Origin of the sequence: Pseudomonas sp. (assembly GCF_035554175.1) — a bacterium.
In the GTDB taxonomy this organism is placed as follows: Bacteria; Pseudomonadota; Gammaproteobacteria; order Pseudomonadales; family Pseudomonadaceae; genus Aquipseudomonas.
Window position 1 is genome coordinate 24054 of the sequence record NZ_DATMIV010000031.1, and the last position, 16108, is coordinate 40161.

A 16108-nucleotide genomic window follows, 5' to 3' on the forward strand; every position below is an offset into this window, starting at 1 on the left:
GCGTTGTCATTCCGGGTTCATGAACCCGTGCTTAAGTTTTCCCTTTTGCAGGGAGAACACCATGAGCGATTTCAATCTCGGCAGGCGTCGCGTCATGCAAGCGGTCGGCGCCGGGCTGTTGCTGCCGGGGCTGGCGCCGGCGGTGATTGCCTCGGTCAAGGATCGTCCGCAACTCACCGACGGCGTGCAGTCCGGCGACCTGCTCGGCGACCGCGCGATGATCTGGAGCCGCAGCGATCGTCCGGCACGCATGGTGGTCGAGTGGGACACCCGCAGCCTGTTCGGCAACCCGCGCAGATTCGTCTCGCCCCTGGCCGATGCGCGCAGCGATTTCACCGCCCGCGTCGAACTCACCGGCCTGCCGGCCGACCAGGCAATTTTCTATCGCGTGCACTTCGAAGATGCTCAGAGCGGCGTCGCCAGCGAGCCGTGGTTCGGTCATTTGCGCAGCGTGCCAACGGTTAAACGTGACATTCGTTTTGTCTGGAGTGGCGACACCGTCGGCCAGGGCTTCGGCATCAACCCGGACATCGGCGGCATGCGCATCTACGAAGCCATGCGCCTGCGCCTGCCGGACTTCTTTATCCACAGCGGCGACACCATCTACGCCGACGGCCCGGTGCCTGCGCAACTGACTACTGAGAGTGGACGCGTCTGGCGCAATATCACCAGCGAAGCCAAGAGCAAAGTCGCGCAGACTCTCGACGATTATCGCGGCAATTATCGCTACAACCTGATGGACGAAAACATCCGCCGCTTCAACGCTGAAGTGCCGCAGATCTGGCAATGGGACGATCACGAAGTCGTCAACAACTGGTCGCCGGGCAAGCAACTGGATGAGCGCTATCAGGAAAAGGATATCCACACGCTGGTTGGTCGCGCGCGTCAGGCATGGCTGGAATATGCGCCGATGCGTTTACAGACCGCCGACGGTGGCGGGCGGATCTATCGCAAGCTCAGTTACGGGCCGATGCTCGATGTGTTTGTGCTGGATATGCGCAGTTACCGCGAAGCCAACGATGACAACCTGGGCGCGGCAAAACCGTTTCTCGGCCGTGAACAACTGGACTGGCTCAAGCGCGAATTGAAGGCGTCGAAGGCGCAGTGGAAGGTGATCGCGGCGGATATGCCCATTGGCCTTGGCGTCCCGGACGGCGAGGTCAGCCCGGGCGTTGCGCGCTGGGAAGCGGTGGCCAACGGCGACTCCGGGCCAGCGCAGGGGCGTGAGCTGGAGATCGCTGAATTGCTCGGATTCCTGCGCGTGCAGCAGGTGCGCAACTTCGTGTTTCTGACGGCGGATGTGCATTACTGCGCAGCGCATCACTACCACCCGGATCGCGCTGCGTTTCAGGATTTCGAGCCGTTCTGGGAATTTGTCGCCGGGCCATTGAATGCCGGGAGTTTCGGGCCGAATCCGTTGGACAAGACGTTCGGGCCAGAGGTGGTGTTCGAAAAGGCCCCGCCCGCGCAGAACACCTCACCGTTTGCCGGCTTTCAGTTCTTTGGTGAGGTGAATATCGAAGGGCAGAGTGGCGAGATGAGTGTGGTGTTGCGGGATCTGGATGGGGTGGCGGTGTTTGAGCAGAAGTTGCAGCCGGTGTGATGCCCTGTGTAGGAGCTGCCGAAGGCTGCGATCTTTTGATTTTGATTTTTTGAAAACAAGATCAACAGATCGCAGCCTTCGGCAGCTCCTACAAAGTAAGGGTGTTTTCAGTAAACGTCGCGGCGATAGCGGCCCTGTTCGATCAGGCGTTCGACTTCGGCGTTGCCGAGGATGTCGGTGAGTGCCTGGTCCACGCCTGAGGCCATCCCTTGAAGGCTGCCGCAAATGTAAATGACGGCACCATCAGCCAGCCATTTCTTCAATTCATCAGCCGCTTCGCGCAAGCGATCCTGCACGTAAACCTTCTCGGCCTGATCCCGGGAAAACGCCAGATCCAGTCGCGCCAGATCACCATTGACCAGCCACTCTTCCAGCTCGGCGCGGCAGAGGAAGTCGTGCTCGCGATTGCGCTCGCCGAACAGCAACCACTGGCGTTGCTGGCCGTCGGCGATTCGTGCCTTGAGCAAGCTGCGCAGGCCGGCCAGACCGGTGCCGTTGCCGAGCAGGATCATCGGCACCGGCTCGTTTGGCAGATGGAAACCGCTGTTGCGCCGCACGCGCAGGCTGATGCTGCCGCCTACGGGCGCGTGCTCGGTGAGCCAGCCGGAGCCGATGCCGAGGCTGCCGTCGCTGTGCTGTTCCTGACGCACGATCAGCTCCAGCACAGCGTCGGCGGCAATCGAAGCGATCGAGTATTCGCGCATGGCCAGCGGCACCATGGCATCGACCAGCGATTGCGCGTGCAGGCCGACCAGATGGGCGCGGTGCTCGGGCAACTGGCGTGAGGCGAGTGCCACTTCCAGCGGCTCGTCGATGCCGTTGACCTTGACCGGGGTGTCGCCACGAATGCCCAGGCCGTCGAGGAAATGTTCGATCGCCCACGGGCAGTTGCGCGGCAGTACTTCGACCAGGTCACCGGCCAACCAGCTGCGGGTGTCCGGGGCTTTGAGGCCGAGCAGATAGACCGGCGCGCCGCTGCTGTCAGGGTTCATCAGTTCGCGACGCACCAGCGTCCAGTTGTCGTAGCTCGGCGCTTGCCAGGTTTCGGCCGGCGCTTGTCCGGTGAGTTGGCCCAGTTGCGTTTGCCAGTGACGCAGCGCGTAGGGATCGCCACTGTCGACTTCCACCGGGGCGAACAGGCTTTTGCCGCCGTGCTCGCTCAGCCATTGATGCAGGCGTCTGGCGAAACCGCAGAAGTGCGCGTACTGCCGATCACCGAGGCCGAGCACGGCGTAGTTGAGGCTGTCGAGTGTCGATGCTTTAGCCAGCACTTTGCGTTCGAAACCACGGGCGCTGTCCGGTGCTTCGCCGTCGCCGAAGGTGCTGACCACGAACAACGCATTGTTCGAATCACGCAGATCCTGTTCGCTGACATTGGCCAGCGGCTGCACATTGACCGGCAAGCCGGCGGCCTGCAATTGGCCTGCTGTCTGCCACGCCAGTTGCTCGGCAAAACCGCTCTGGCTGGCGAAGCCGATCAGCCACGCCGAGGCCCCGGTGGACGGTTGCGCCAGACCTTGGCGAGCCTCCTTGATGTGTTTTTTCTTGCGCCGACGGTCGAGGTACAGCAGCCATCCGGTGATGAAAAAAAGTGGCATGCACACCGCTGCCAGCGTGACGATGATGCGCCCGACGAGGCCGAAGTAACTGCCGACGTGCAGCGCGTAAATGCTGGTCAGCAGCTGTGCCTTGAAGCTTTTGTCGGCGTAGCGGTCGACGCGTTTGACCACGCCGGTGGCCGGGTCGAGGGTGATCTGGTTCAGCGCGCGGTCATGGGGTGAGCTGTCGAGCAGATAGAACACCGTCGCCGGTTGGCCGGCCACCGCCGGCATGCGGATGTTGTACGCGGCCAGACCGGGGCCGGCGGCGCTGTAGATGCTGCTCCACATCGCTGCGTAGTCGGCCGTCGGCGCCGGACCTTCCGGCGCCGGGCCGCGACCGCCGCGCACGCGCTCGTTTTGCGGTGCGTCGGAAAGCAGTCTGGTGAGGCCCTTGTTGTACCACTCGTACGACCACGACAAGCCCGTCAATGCCAGCAGCAGATAGACCAGCAGGCACCACGTGCCGGCTACCGAGTGCAGATCCCAATTGAACGCGCGACCTTTTTTCTGCCAGTCCAGGGTCAGCCACACGCGCCAGCTGTTCCATTGGCGTGGCCAGCGCAGATAGAGGCCGGAGAGGCAGAAGAACAGCAGCATCAACGTGCAGGCGCCGGTGATGTTGCGCCCGGTGTCGCCCATCGCCAGGAAACGGTGCAATTGCAGCATCAGGCCGAAGAAGTCCTGACCGGTGGCGTCGCCCTGGAACTCGGCGGTGTACGGATCGAAATAGCGCATCTCGCCGCGCCGTTCACCTTTGGGCGGCGTGAAGTACACGCGCGCCGCACGGCCGCTGTCGGTCTCGACCCAGAGCATCGCGACTTTCTTGCCGGACGCGGCTTCGATGCGCTCCACCAGTTCAACCGGCGGCAACACTCCTGCGACCTGTTTTTCCACCTGCAGAACGGACGGATTCAGTGCGCGCAGGATTTCGTCCTGAAACGAATAGGCCGCGCCGGTGATGCCCATCAGGGCCAGCACCAGCCCTGCGGTGATGCCAAAAAACCAGTGCAACTGGAACAGGGTTTTCTTCAACACGTCACTCGCCGTCCGTTCGGAAATTGTCATCACGGCGCGCATTATGCCGTGGGTTATCGAAAAGCGTTTTTCGTTACACACAAAAGCCCCGTTCAACCCAATGAACGGGGCCTGATCCGTTTCGCAGATCTCATGTGGGAGCGAGCTTGCTCGCGAAGGCGTCGTGTCAGTCAGCATCGACTTCACTGAGCCACCGCTTTCGCGAGCAAGCTCGCTCCCACAGGTTTTCACATCGGTCAAAAGTGGAAATTGGTACTCAACAGCGCCGTACGGCCCGCCGCCTGATTGGCGAAGTGGGTCGAGAAAGCTTTGTCGTAATAGGTTTCGTCGGTCAGGTTCTGCACGTTGAGTTGCAGGTCGACGTTCTTGGTCAGCTTGTAGGCCGCCATCGCGTCGTAACGCACATACGAATCGACCATTGTGGTATTCGCCACACTGCCGTAGACGTCGTCAACATAGAACGCGCCACCACCGATGGTCAGCTTCGGCGTGACCTGATACGTGGTCCACAGGCTGGCGCTGTTTTTCGGCGTGTTCGGCAACTCGTTACCATCGTTGGCACGACCCAGCGGGCCGCCGTCGACCTGTTCGCTGTCCATGAACGCGTAACCGGCAAACACCTGCCACTTGTCGGTGATCTTGCCGCTGGCCGACAGTTCGAAGCCTTGCACGCGGGTCTTGCCGGCGTTTTCGTACGAGCTCGTGTCGACCTGCACGCGGGCGTTTTCTTTCTCGGTGCGGAAGATGTCGGCGGTCAGCGAGAGGCGATCATTGAGCAGATCCCACTTGGTGCCGATCTCGTAGTTCTTGGTGGTTTCCGGCTCCATGTCGCTCTTGAGCAGGTTGCCATTGCGATCCGGTGTGCCGCCCAGCGGGTTGCCTTCCTGACCTTCACCCAGGGTGTTGCCCGGTGGTGTGGCGGAGGTGGCATAGGACGCGTAAATGCTGCCGTTCTCTGACGGTTTGTAGACCACGCCGAACTGGCCGGTAACGAACTCGCTGGTGTCATCGCCCTTGGACGTGGTGCGGCCCGCAGCGTTGTAGGTTTTGTAATCGGTGTCGAAGTGGTCGTAACGCAGGCCCATGTTCACCAGCCATTGCTCGGACAACTCCAGCGTGTCGAATACGTAGAGCGCGTAGGTGTCGGCCTGGGTGTCGGTGCCGGCGTAGTTGCGCGAGATCGCGCCGTTCCACGGATCGTTCGGGTTCGGATTCGACAGCGAGGTGCAGTTGAAACCGCTGGCGGCGCCGACCAGGCCGGGGGTGCAGTTGCTGCTGGAATTACCCGGTGTGCGCGGCGTGGTGTCGGTGTTGACGTTGTACGAGGATTTCTCGCTCTGCTCGCGAGTGTATTCGACACCGGTGGAGAAGCTGTTCTTGAATCCGGCCACGTAGAACGTACCGAACAGGTCGGTCTGGTTGGTGGTGGTTTCGGTGTTGCTCACGCGGCTGTTGGCCCGACGCCAGACCGTGCCGTTGTTGACGTTGCCCTTGCTGTCATCCGGCTGGGTGAGGATGTAATCCTGCATGCTGGTGCCGTGACGCAGGGTGTTCTTGATGGTCAGCGAGTCATTAAGGTCATGCTCGATGGCGAAGGTCGCGGTGTCGGTGCGGCCCTTGCGGAAGTCGCGATCCAGACCGTAGAAGTTGTCGTGATCGCCACCCGCGTACGGCTTGTCCGGGTTGGACTTGCTGCGCGCCGCCGAGCCAGCTGTTGGAATGGTGTACGGGATGCCCGAGTCCGGGGTGTCGTTGCTTTCCAGATGGTAGTAGTCGAGGTTGACGCGGGTGTCGGTGCCCAGGCCGAACGCCAGGGAGGGCGCGATGCCCCAACGGTCGTAATCGACCTTGTCGCGACCGGCGACGTTGCTTTCATGGCTCATCAGGTTGAGACGGCCGGCGGCGCTGTCGCTGAACTGGTAGTTGCCGTCGAGGGTGTAGCGCTGGGTCTGGTCGGAACCGTAAGTGAAGCCGCCGTCGAATGAGTTGCCCAGGTGGGCTTTCTTGCTCACCAGGTTGATGCTGCCGCCCGCAGCTCCACGCCCACCAATCGCGGAGTTCGGGCCTTTGCTGACTTCGATGTTTTCCACCGCGAAGATTTCGCGACTTTGCGAACCGGTGTCGCGTACGCCGTCCAGGTAAGTGTCGCCCTGGGCGTCGAAACCACGAATGAATGGACGATCGCCCTGCGGGTTGCCGCCTTCACCGGCGCCGAAGGTGATGCCCGGCACAGTGCGCAGAGCGTCCTGCATGTTCAGCGCGCCGGTGTCCTTGAGCACTTGTTGCGGGATGACGGTGACCGAGCGCGGCGTGTCGACCAGCGGTGCGGTGTATTTGGGTGAGGAGGCTTTTTCGACCTGGTAGGAAGTCGAGTCCTGGGCTTCGCCAGTGATGGCGGTGGCGTCCAGAGAGATGGCATTGCCGGAAGCCTTGCCCTCGGTTTTCTCCGCCGCGAACACCATCTGGCCAGCAGAGCCGGCGGTGATTGCGACACCGATTGCCGAAGCGAGCAGGCGTGGTGAACTGACCGGTAATTGTGCGTGCTGACGTGCCATGTTTATTCCCCTCCCCAAGGATTTGAGGCGGCGGAATATAGGGTAAACAGGTATTCGTATCAATTGCGAAACATTGTTATTCGCATTGAATTTACATTCTTTACAATTTGGCCTTACGGTTTCTGCTCGTTCATTCGTCTTGCGGGTTTTACATCGTCAATAAGAATCAATACCATTGCCGCCTTCTTGCCATCAGGTGACATCGCCATGCTGTTGCACATTCCCGGGCTGTTCGCAAAAGACGAAGTGCAACGCATCCGCCAGGCTCTGGAACAGGCAGACTGGGCCGATGGCAAGATCACTGCTGGCTTTCAGTCGGCCAAGGCCAAGCACAATCTGCAACTGCCCGAAGGTCATCCGCTGGCCAAGGAAATTGGCGCGGCGATGCTTGAGCGGCTGTGGAAAAATCCACTGTTCATGTCCGCTGCGCTGCCGCACAAGGTGGTCCCGCCGCTGGTGAACTGTTACACAGCTGGCGGCAGTTTCGATTTCCACATCGACAATGCCGTGCGTCAGCCCAAGGGCAGCATCGAGCGTGTGCGCACCGATCTGTCGGCAACGTTGTTTTTCAGCGAACCCGAGGACTACGACGGCGGCGAGCTGGAGATTCAGGATACCTACGGCACCCAGCGGGTGAAGTTGCCCGCAGGCGACATGGTTTTGTATCCGGGCACCAGCCTGCACAAGGTCAGCGCGGTTACCCGTGGCGCGCGTTATGCCGCGTTTTTCTGGACGCAAAGTCTGGTGCGCGAAGACAGCCAGCGTGCGTTGTTGTTCGAGATGGACGGCGCGATCCAGCAGCTCACCCAGGACGTCCCCGATCACCCCTCGCTGATCCGCCTCACCGGCACTTATCACAACCTGCTGCGGCGTTGGGTCGAGGTATGAGTTTTCAACTGCGCCGCGAAGAAGTCCTCGACGGCGCCGGGTTGGCGGCGATGCTCGAAGAAAGCCCGGCTCGAGCGGCGCAGGCGATTTTGCTGGCAGCGGGTGAGGGCGAGGTTGAAGCGCAGGCGCTGCTCGGGCAGATCCTGCTCGACGGTCAGGGCATTGCTCAGGATCAGCCGCTGGCGCTGCGCTGGTTCGCCATCGCCGCCGGACACGGGCACCCGATGGCGCGCAACATGCTTGGGCGCTGTCATGAGCATGGTTGGGGTTGTGCGGCGGATGCCTCAGTCGCGGCGCAGCATTATCGGATCGCCGCAGATGCCGGTCTGGATTGGGCGATGTACAACCTCGCCAATCTGCTGGCGACGGGGCGCGGTGTAGTGGTGGATCAACTGCAGGCGTTGGCGTGGTATCGGCGTGCGGCTGAAATGGGCCATGCAAAATCGATGAATCTGCTTGGGCGCTATCTGGAGGAAGGGCAGGTGTGCTCGGCGGATCCGTTAGCGGCGCGCGAGTGGTATCGGCGCTCGGCTGAGGGTGGGGATTTTCGTGGGCAGTTCAGTTTTGCTGCAGTTTTAGCGGATGAGCGGCGGATTGATGAGGCGGTCGATTGGCTTGAGAAAGCTTTGGCGGGCGGTAATCTGAATTTTTTGCGGGTGGCGAGTCAGGCGCTGGCTGGTGCGACAGATCCCAGAATTCAGGCCATGGCGAACCGATATGCCCAACGCTACGCACAGTCCCTGTAGGAGCTGCCGGAGGCTGCGATCTTTTGACTTTGATTTTTCAAAGCCAGATCAAAAGATCGCAGCCTTCGGCAGCTCCTACAGGGGGATCGCAAGCACAAAAAAGCCCATGACACGTCATGGGCTTTTCTCTTGCAGCTGGCAGCTTGAAACTCGCAGCTGCTCCTTAAACGTAAAACGACTTCAACGGCGGAAAGCCATTGAATTCAACCGCGCTATAGCTGGTGGTATACGCACCGGTCGACAACCAGTACAAACGGTCACCAATCGCCAGGTTCAGCGGCAGGCCATACTTGTAGTTCTCATACATGATGTCTGCGCTGTCGCAGGTCGGGCCGGCGATGACGACTTCTTCCATCTCGCCTTTCTTCTCGGTCCAGATCGGGAACTTGATCGCTTCGTCCATGGTTTCGATCAGGCCGGAGAACTTGCCCACATCCGTGTATACCCAGCGCTCGACGGCAGTACGCGACTTACGTGCAACCAGCACCACTTCGCTGACCAGAATCCCGGCGTTGGCGATCAGCGAACGGCCTGGCTCGAGAATGATTTCCGGCAGGTCGTCACCGAAGTCTTCCTTGAGGAAGCGGATGATTTCCTCAGCGTAGGTTTCCAGGCTGTTGGTGCGGGTGATGTAGTTGGCCGGGAAGCCGCCGCCCATGTTGATCAGCTTGAGGTGAATGCCGTCTTCTTCTTTCAGGCGTTCGAAAATCACTTTGACCTTGGCGATCGCTGCGTCCCAGACGCTGATGTCGCGCTGCTGCGAGCCGACGTGGAAGGAGATGCCGTACGGCACCAGCCCCAGGTCGCGGGCAAGGATCAGCAGGTCCATGGCCATATCGGTCTGGCAGCCGAACTTGCGCGACAAAGGCCAGTCAGCGGTGGTCGAGCCTTCAGTCAGAATACGCACATAGACTTTCGAACCCGGTGCAGCCTTGGCGATGTTGCGCAGATCGGCTTCCGAGTCGGTGGAGAACAGACGCACGCCTTTCTCGTAGAAGTAGCGGATGTCCTTGGATTTCTTGATGGTGTTGCCGTAGCTGATACGGTCCGGGCTGACGCCGCGATCCATGACTTTGTCCAGCTCGTAGATCGAGGCAATGTCGAAGCTCGAACCCTTGTCTTTGAGCAGGTCGATGATCTCGACGGCCGGGTTGGCCTTGACCGCGTAGTAGACCTTGGCGAATTCGAAACCGGCGCGCAGGTCATCGTAGGCCTGGGCGATCATCGCGGTGTCGATCACCACGAACGGGGTTTCCTGTTTGTCGGCGAACGCCTTCATTTTGTCGAATGTAGCGCGCGCGAAATAGTCTTCGACCTGGATCGACATGCTGGGTGCTCCTATGGGCAAACTCGTAAAAACAATGGGTGCATGAACGCCCTCCGTATCCCCACTTTGGTTCGCCTACTTCCCAAGGCATGTCGCCGAAAGCAAAAAGGCCCAGAGATGTGCAGCTATCCCTTGGCCTCGCTGTCTCGTCGTCAGTACTTGAGCCGGATGGATCGTTTCCAGCATGGACGTTCGGCGCGAACTTTAGGGCGTGAGGGGCCTGAGATCAACTAAAAATGTCGCGTTTTTGCACGCTTCTGACGTACGTCGCGTTCATCACTCCTTGTACCCGACCGAGATGACGGGCAGATGTTCCCCGAGAATTTTCGAGTGTTAAAAATACCTGCACGTTCGCGGATTATGTCGGCTAAGTCTTGGGTAAGTGTGAAAGGTGCAACATCGGCGACGTTTCCCGCGAGAGGTAGGTGTGTGGGGGATTTTGATTAGAGTGGCGGGTGATTTCGCAATGCCGGAATTCACCTTGGTGTTGATATTTTTTTCCAGTCCTTGAAAACGCAAAAAAACCTGTGGCGAGGGAGCTTGCTCCCGCTGGACTGCGAAGCAGTCCCCGCTCTTTTTGAAAAGAAGGGCCGCTGCGCGACCCAGCGGGAGCAAGCTCCCTCGCCACAGGTTCAGTGTTTGGTTTATTGATCAGGCGACCACAGTCTCAGCCGGCGAGACGATGCTGGTCTTCATCCCCCGCGAACGCCCCGAACTCAGATAAGCCGCGATCGACTCCTGCGTGACCTCGCCAAGGAACACCCGCTCGGCATCCATCACCGGCAACCAGGCACGATTGAACTCGTACATGCGCGACAGCAGGATGCGCAGGTGCTCGTCGTACGCCGCGGTGGCGTTGAACTCGCGCAGAAATTGCGCACAGGTGCCGGTCTGGCGGTGCAGGTCGCGTCGGCGCACGTAGCCCAGCGCCTTGTTCTCGGCGCAGGTGACCACCACGTAGCGACGGTCATGCTCGTCCATCAATTCCAGCGCATCGGCCACCGGCGTTTCCGGGCTCACCGATGGCGCGTTGTCCGCGGCGTCCTCTGCCTTGACCAGCAGCAGGCGCTTGAGGGTGCTGTCCTGGCCGACGAAGTTGCTGACAAAATCGTCTGCCGGGTGTGCAAGCAGGGTGTCCGGGTGATCGATCTGCAGCAGCTTGCCGGCGCGGAAAATGGCGATCTTGTCGCCCAGCTTGATCGCTTCGTCGATGTCATGGCTGACCATGATCACGGTCTTGTTCAGCGCGCGCTGCATCTCGAAAAACTCGTTCTGAATCATCTCCCGGTTGATCGGATCGACCGCGCCGAACGGCTCGTCCATCAACAGCAAAGGTGCGTCGGCCGCCAAGGCGCGGATCACGCCGATGCGCTGTTGCTGTCCACCGGACAATTCACGCGGGTAACGATGCAGGTACTGCTTGGGCTCCAGCTTGATCATGCTCATCAGTTCGCGAGCGCGGTCGTGGCATTTCTGTTTGTCCCAACCCAGCAGTTTCGGCACCACGACGATGTTCTCTTCGATGGTCATGTTCGGGAACAGACCGATCTGCTGGATCACGTAGCCGATGTTGCGGCGCAGGGTCACTTCGTCGAGGTCGGTGGTGTCTTCGCCGTTGATCAGGATCTTGCCGGAAGTCGGTTTGATCAGGCGGTTGATCATTTTCAGCGTGGTGCTTTTGCCGCAACCCGATGGCCCGAGGAACACGCAGATTTCGCCTTCATTGACGGTCAGGCTTACCGAGTCCACGGCTTTGACATCTTTGCCGTTGCTCTGAAAGGTCTTGCTGAGGTTTTGAAGTTCGATCATTTGAGGAGTCCTTTTGGAGTCAGCGAGCGTTGCAGCCACTGCAAAACGAGATCGGCGAAAATCGCCAGAAGACTGACCAGCAGCGCGCCGACGATAAGCATCGACATGTCACTGCGGCTGATAGAGGCGAGGATCAACACACCGAGGCCGCCGGCGCCGATGGTCGCGGCGATGGTCATCACGCCGATGTTCATCACCACCGCGGTGCGCACGCCGGCGAGGATCACCGGCACCGCAATCGGCAACTCGACCATGCGCAGGCGCTGGCCGAAGGTCATGCCGATGCCGCGTGCGGCTTCACGGATGCCCGGCTCAACCCCGGTGAGGGCGAGGTAGGTGTTGCGCATGATCGGCAGCAGCGAATAAAGGAACACGGCAGTGATCGCCGGCAGCGGCCCCAGGCCCTGACCGAATCTGGAATAGAACGGCAGCAGCAGGCCGAACAGAGCAATCGACGGCACGGTCAGCAGCACCGTGGCGCTGGCCTGCAAAGGGCCGGCGAGGCTGGGAAAGCGCGTCATCAGAATGCCCAGTGGCACACCGATGACGATTGCCAGGGTCACGGCGATGCCGACCAGAGTGATGTGCTGCCAGGTCAGGTGCATCACCTGCTGCCAGTCGAGGTGGGAAAAGGCGTTCAGAAATTCCATGACTTTTCCTCCTTAGTTGAGTGGATGCTGGCGCAGAAAATCGGCGGCAACTTTCGACGGGCTCTCGTGATCGACGTCGACCCGCGCGTTGAGCTGGCGCATGGTTTCGTCGTCGAACAGTTCGGCCAGCGGCTTGAGTTGTTCGGCCAGTTTCGGGTTGGCGTCCAGCGTGGCCTGACGCACCACGGGAGCTGCGGTGTAGTCGGGGAAGTAGTGCTTGTCGTCTTCCAGCAACTTCAGGCCGAAGGCGTTGAGGCGGCCGTCGGTGGTGTAGACCAGACCGGCGAACACCTGACCGTTACGCAGCGCGGTGTAGACCAGGCCGGCGTCCATCTGGCGGATATTCTTGCGGGTCAGGTTCATGTCGTAGAGCTTGACCATGCCGTCGAGACCGTCGGAGCGGTTGGCGAACTCGGTGTCCAGCGCCACCAGATGATTGGTCTTGGCCTCAGCACGCAGCACTTGGTTGAGCTGACTGATATTGCCGATCTGCGGGTATTGCTCGGCGACTTTTTTCGGCAGGGCGAGGGCGTAGGTGTTGCTGAATTTCGACGGGGTCAGCCAGATCAGGCCTTTTTTCGCGTCGAGTTCTTTGACCCGGGCGTAGGACTGCGCGCTGTCGAGTTTTTCGGTGACGTGGTTGTAGGCCACCAGCGACACGCCGGTGTATTCCCAGAGCAGGTCCAGTTGCCCGCTTTCATGGGCGCTGCGGGCGAGGTTGCTGCCCAGGCCACCGGTGATCTGCGCGTCGTAACCTTTGCTGCGCAGGTATTGTGCGGTGATTTCGGCGAGCAGGGTCTGCTCGGTGAACACCCGGGCGCCGAGACGAATCACCGGTTTTTCAGCGGCTTGCGCGATTCCTGCGAACAGCAGGAGGCAGCCTAAGATCAAGCTAAGTCGTTTCATAAATAGTCCTTCGCAGAGCCTTAAGACGGGCGCAAACCGCGTTCCAGCCAGAGACGGCTGGCGAGTGTGACCACGCCATCGAGCAGCAGGGCCAGCAGCGCGGTGCACGCGGCGCCGAGCAGCAGTTGCGGCTGATTGTTCAGGGCGATGCCGGGGAAGATCAAGCTGCCGAGGCTGTTGGCGCCGATCAGGAACGCCAGCGGCGCGGTGCCGACGTTGATGGCCAATGCGACACGCACGCCACCTACGATGATTGGCACGGCATTGGGCAATTCGACTTTCCACAGCACCTGGTGCGGAGTCATGCCGATGCCGACGGCGGCTTCTTTCAGCGAACCCTGAACGTTTTTCAGGCCTTCGTAGGTGTTGCGCACAATCGGCAACAGCGAGGCGAGGAACAGCGCAAAGATTGCCGGGCCACTGCCGATGCCGAGGATGCCCAGCGCGATCGCGAGCACGGCCAGCGGTGGCACGGTGTTGCCGATATTGAAAATCTGCATGAAGCGTTCGGCGCGGCCGACCATGGTCGGGCGGCTGAGGAAGATACCGGCGGGAATGCCCACGACAAGGGCGGCCAGCATGGAAGCGAGGGCGAGAATCAGGTGAGCTTGCAGGTAAAACAACAAATCGTCGCGGTAGTGTTCGATCGTGTTGATGCCGATCCAGTGGACCAGCAGGGCCAGGAGCGCGATCACCACCGCACCTCCCATCAGCCCTTTGCCATAGCGGATAGCCACAGGCGGACTCCTTTTTTTGTAGTCGGCGAGCGCTGCTCCGCGTGGCAGGACCATTTCTGGTTGCCGAAGTCAGCGTTCGCGAAAAGTAGCCGTTTTCCAGCACCGGCCAAGCGGTGTGAAAGCGAGCCATGAGCGCAGCCTCGTCAGGCTAACTTGCTGATTTTTCAGCCCCTGACGAAAGTTCGTAACAGGGGATGGACGTCTCCAGGCTTTAAAAGGTTCCCACATCAGATGCCATCTGGCCACCTGTAGGAGCTGCCGAGGGCTGCGATCTTTTGATCTGGCTTCTAAAAAACAACATCAAAAGATCGCAGCCTGCGGCAGCTCCTGCAGGGGGATGGCGGTGTACGGACGGTGGTTTGGCGATCACTTTTTAAGCTATACTCGCCGCCCTTTTTTGAATCACCGCCAGGCGATTTCCCATGACCCAACAGGCCGCCGAAGTCGCGAAACGCCGCACTTTCGCCATTATTTCCCACCCCGATGCCGGTAAAACCACGATCACCGAAAAGCTCCTGTTGATGGGCAAGGCGATTGCAGTGGCCGGTACGGTGAAATCCCGTAAATCCGATCGCCATGCGACATCCGACTGGATGGAGATGGAGAAACAGCGGGGCATTTCCATTACCACCTCGGTCATGCAGTTCCCGTATCGCGAACACATGATCAACCTGCTCGACACCCCGGGCCACGAAGACTTCTCCGAAGACACCTACCGCACGTTGACCGCCGTCGACTCGGCGCTGATGGTGCTCGATGGCGGTAAAGGGGTTGAGCCCCGCACCATCGCACTGATGGACGTCTGCCGCCTGCGCGATACGCCGATCGTGAGCTTCATCAACAAGCTTGACCGCGACATTCGCGACCCGATCGAGCTGCTCGACGAGATCGAAGCGGTCCTGAAGATCAAGGCCGCGCCCATCACCTGGCCGATCGGTTGCTACCGCGACTTCAAGGGTGTGTATCACCTCGCCGACGACTACATCATCGTCTACACCGCCGGTCACGGTCATGAGCGCACCGAGGTGAAAATCATCGAGAAGCTCGACTCGGACGAGGCGCGCGCCCACCTGGGCGATGAGTACGATCGCTTTGTCGATCAGCTGGAACTGGTTCAGGGCGCCTGTCATGAATTCAACCAGCAGGAATTCCTCGACGGCCAGCTGACGCCGGTTTTCTTCGGTACAGCGCTGGGCAACTTCGGTGTCGACCACGTACTTGATGCGGTGGTGAACTGGGCGCCGGAGCCACTGGCCCGCGTCGCCAACGAGCGCACGGTGGAGCCGGTCGAGGAGAAATTCAGCGGCTTCGTGTTCAAGATTCAGGCGAATATGGACCCCAAGCACCGCGACCGCATCGCGTTCATGCGCATCTGTTCGGGCAAGTACGACAAGGGCATGAAAATGCGCCATGTGCGCACCGGCAAGGACGTGCGTATCGGTGACGCGCTGACGTTCTTCTCCAGCGAGCGTGAACAGCTTGAAGAAGCCTACGCCGGCGACATCATCGGCCTGCACAACCACGGCACGATTCAGATCGGCGATACGTTCAGCGAAGGCGAGGCCTTGGGCTTCACCGGCATCCCGCACTTTGCCCCTGAGCTGTTCCGTCGCGTACGCCTGAAGGATCCGCTGAAATCCAAGCAGCTGCGTCAGGGTCTGCAGCAGCTGGCCGAGGAAGGCGCCACTCAGGTCTTTTTCCCGCAGCGCAGCAACGACATCATCCTCGGCGCCGTCGGTGTGCTGCAGTTCGATGTGGTCGCCAGCCGCCTGAAGGAAGAATACAAAGTCGAATGCGCCTACGAGCCGATCACCGTGTGGTCAGCCCGCTGGATCGATTGCAGCGACAAGAAGAAGCTCGAGGAATTCGAGAACAAGGCTGTGGAAAACCTGGCCGTGGACGGCGGCGGTCACCTGACCTACCTCGCGCCAACGCGGGTCAACCTGGCCTTGATGGAAGAGCGCTGGCCCGACGTGAAATTCCGCGCGACGCGGGAGCATCACTAAGCACGCCTGACCCGGTAGTGATCGTTCCCACGCTCTGCGTGGGAATGCCGCTACTGACGCTCCGCGTCAGCCGACTGCGGACGCGGAGCGTCCATGGATGCATTCCCACGCGGAGCGTGGGAACGATCAGTTCCCCCTACTTCACCACCATCCCCACGCCCCGCCCGCGCGGATCGGACGCGGTTTCGACTTTCGTGCCGTCGATCTTGATCGCCTGCACATTGCCCATCGACCAGCCCTGATCC

The 16108-nt window shown here is 60.4% G+C and carries 12 protein-coding genes; 4 read left to right on the forward strand and 8 right to left on the reverse strand.

Translation table 11 applies throughout. The features are described from left to right. Positions 1-61 precede the first annotated feature (61 nt). On the forward strand, positions 62-1603 hold the full coding sequence (locus tag VNV36_RS15190) for an alkaline phosphatase D family protein (protein ID WP_325718475.1): 1542 nt from the start codon (positions 62-64) through the stop codon (positions 1601-1603). Between the two features lie 107 nt (positions 1604-1710). Here the strand turns inward: VNV36_RS15190 and VNV36_RS15195 are convergent, their stop codons facing one another. Together VNV36_RS15195 and VNV36_RS15200 are read right to left on the reverse strand one after the other, a co-directional pair. Further along, positions 1711-4239: a PepSY domain-containing protein gene (locus VNV36_RS15195; protein WP_325718482.1), complete on the reverse strand. Its 2529-nt coding sequence runs from the start codon at positions 4237-4239 to the stop codon at positions 1711-1713. 236 nt (positions 4240-4475) lie between these two features. Next, on the reverse strand, positions 4476-6794 hold the full coding sequence (locus VNV36_RS15200; protein ID WP_325718476.1) for a TonB-dependent receptor: 2319 nt from the start codon (positions 6792-6794) through the stop codon (positions 4476-4478). Between the two features lie 207 nt (positions 6795-7001). Here VNV36_RS15200 and VNV36_RS15205 point away from each other — a divergent pair, with 207 nt between their 5' ends. After that, positions 7002-7682, forward strand: a complete 681-nt coding sequence (locus VNV36_RS15205) for a Fe2+-dependent dioxygenase (RefSeq protein WP_325718477.1) — start codon at positions 7002-7004, stop codon at positions 7680-7682. Next, on the forward strand, positions 7679-8428 hold the full coding sequence (locus VNV36_RS15210) for a tetratricopeptide repeat protein (protein WP_325718478.1): 750 nt from the start codon (positions 7679-7681) through the stop codon (positions 8426-8428). Before VNV36_RS15205 ends, VNV36_RS15210 begins: the two co-directional genes overlap by 4 nt. Positions 8429-8591: 163 nt before the next feature. Here VNV36_RS15210 and VNV36_RS15215 read toward each other — a convergent pair whose 3' ends face one another. The 5 genes from VNV36_RS15215 to VNV36_RS15235 form a co-directional block, all read right to left on the reverse strand. Beyond that, positions 8592-9755: a type III PLP-dependent enzyme gene (locus tag VNV36_RS15215; RefSeq protein WP_016771733.1), complete on the reverse strand. Its 1164-nt coding sequence runs from the start codon at positions 9753-9755 to the stop codon at positions 8592-8594. Between the two features lie 651 nt (positions 9756-10406). Continuing rightward, positions 10407-11564 (reverse strand): osmoprotectant ABC transporter ATP-binding protein OsmV, encoded by a 1158-nt coding sequence (locus VNV36_RS15220; protein WP_016771732.1) that lies wholly within the window; start codon positions 11562-11564, stop codon positions 10407-10409. Beyond that, complete coding sequence (locus VNV36_RS15225; protein ID WP_325718479.1) at positions 11561-12214, reverse strand: ABC transporter permease; 654 nt, start codon at positions 12212-12214, stop codon at positions 11561-11563. The genes VNV36_RS15220 and VNV36_RS15225 overlap by 4 nt, the downstream gene beginning before the upstream one ends. A gap of 12 nt (positions 12215-12226) precedes the next feature. After that, the gene (locus tag VNV36_RS15230; protein WP_325718480.1) at positions 12227-13120 is read right to left on the reverse strand and encodes a glycine betaine ABC transporter substrate-binding protein; all 894 of its coding nucleotides are present in this window, start codon (positions 13118-13120) and stop codon (positions 12227-12229) included. 20 nt (positions 13121-13140) lie between these two features. Next, on the reverse strand, positions 13141-13830 hold the full coding sequence (locus VNV36_RS15235; protein WP_325718483.1) for an ABC transporter permease: 690 nt from the start codon (positions 13828-13830) through the stop codon (positions 13141-13143). Positions 13831-14279: 449 nt separating this feature from the next. Between VNV36_RS15235 and VNV36_RS15240 the strand changes: the two genes are divergently transcribed. Continuing rightward, the gene (locus VNV36_RS15240) at positions 14280-15863 is read left to right on the forward strand and encodes a peptide chain release factor 3 (RefSeq protein WP_325718481.1); all 1584 of its coding nucleotides are present in this window, start codon (positions 14280-14282) and stop codon (positions 15861-15863) included. Between the two features lie 136 nt (positions 15864-15999). Here VNV36_RS15240 and VNV36_RS25820 read toward each other — a convergent pair. Next, positions 16000-16108: hypothetical protein (locus VNV36_RS25820; RefSeq protein ID WP_414705519.1), on the reverse strand; the 109-nt coding region annotated here is incomplete at its 5' end.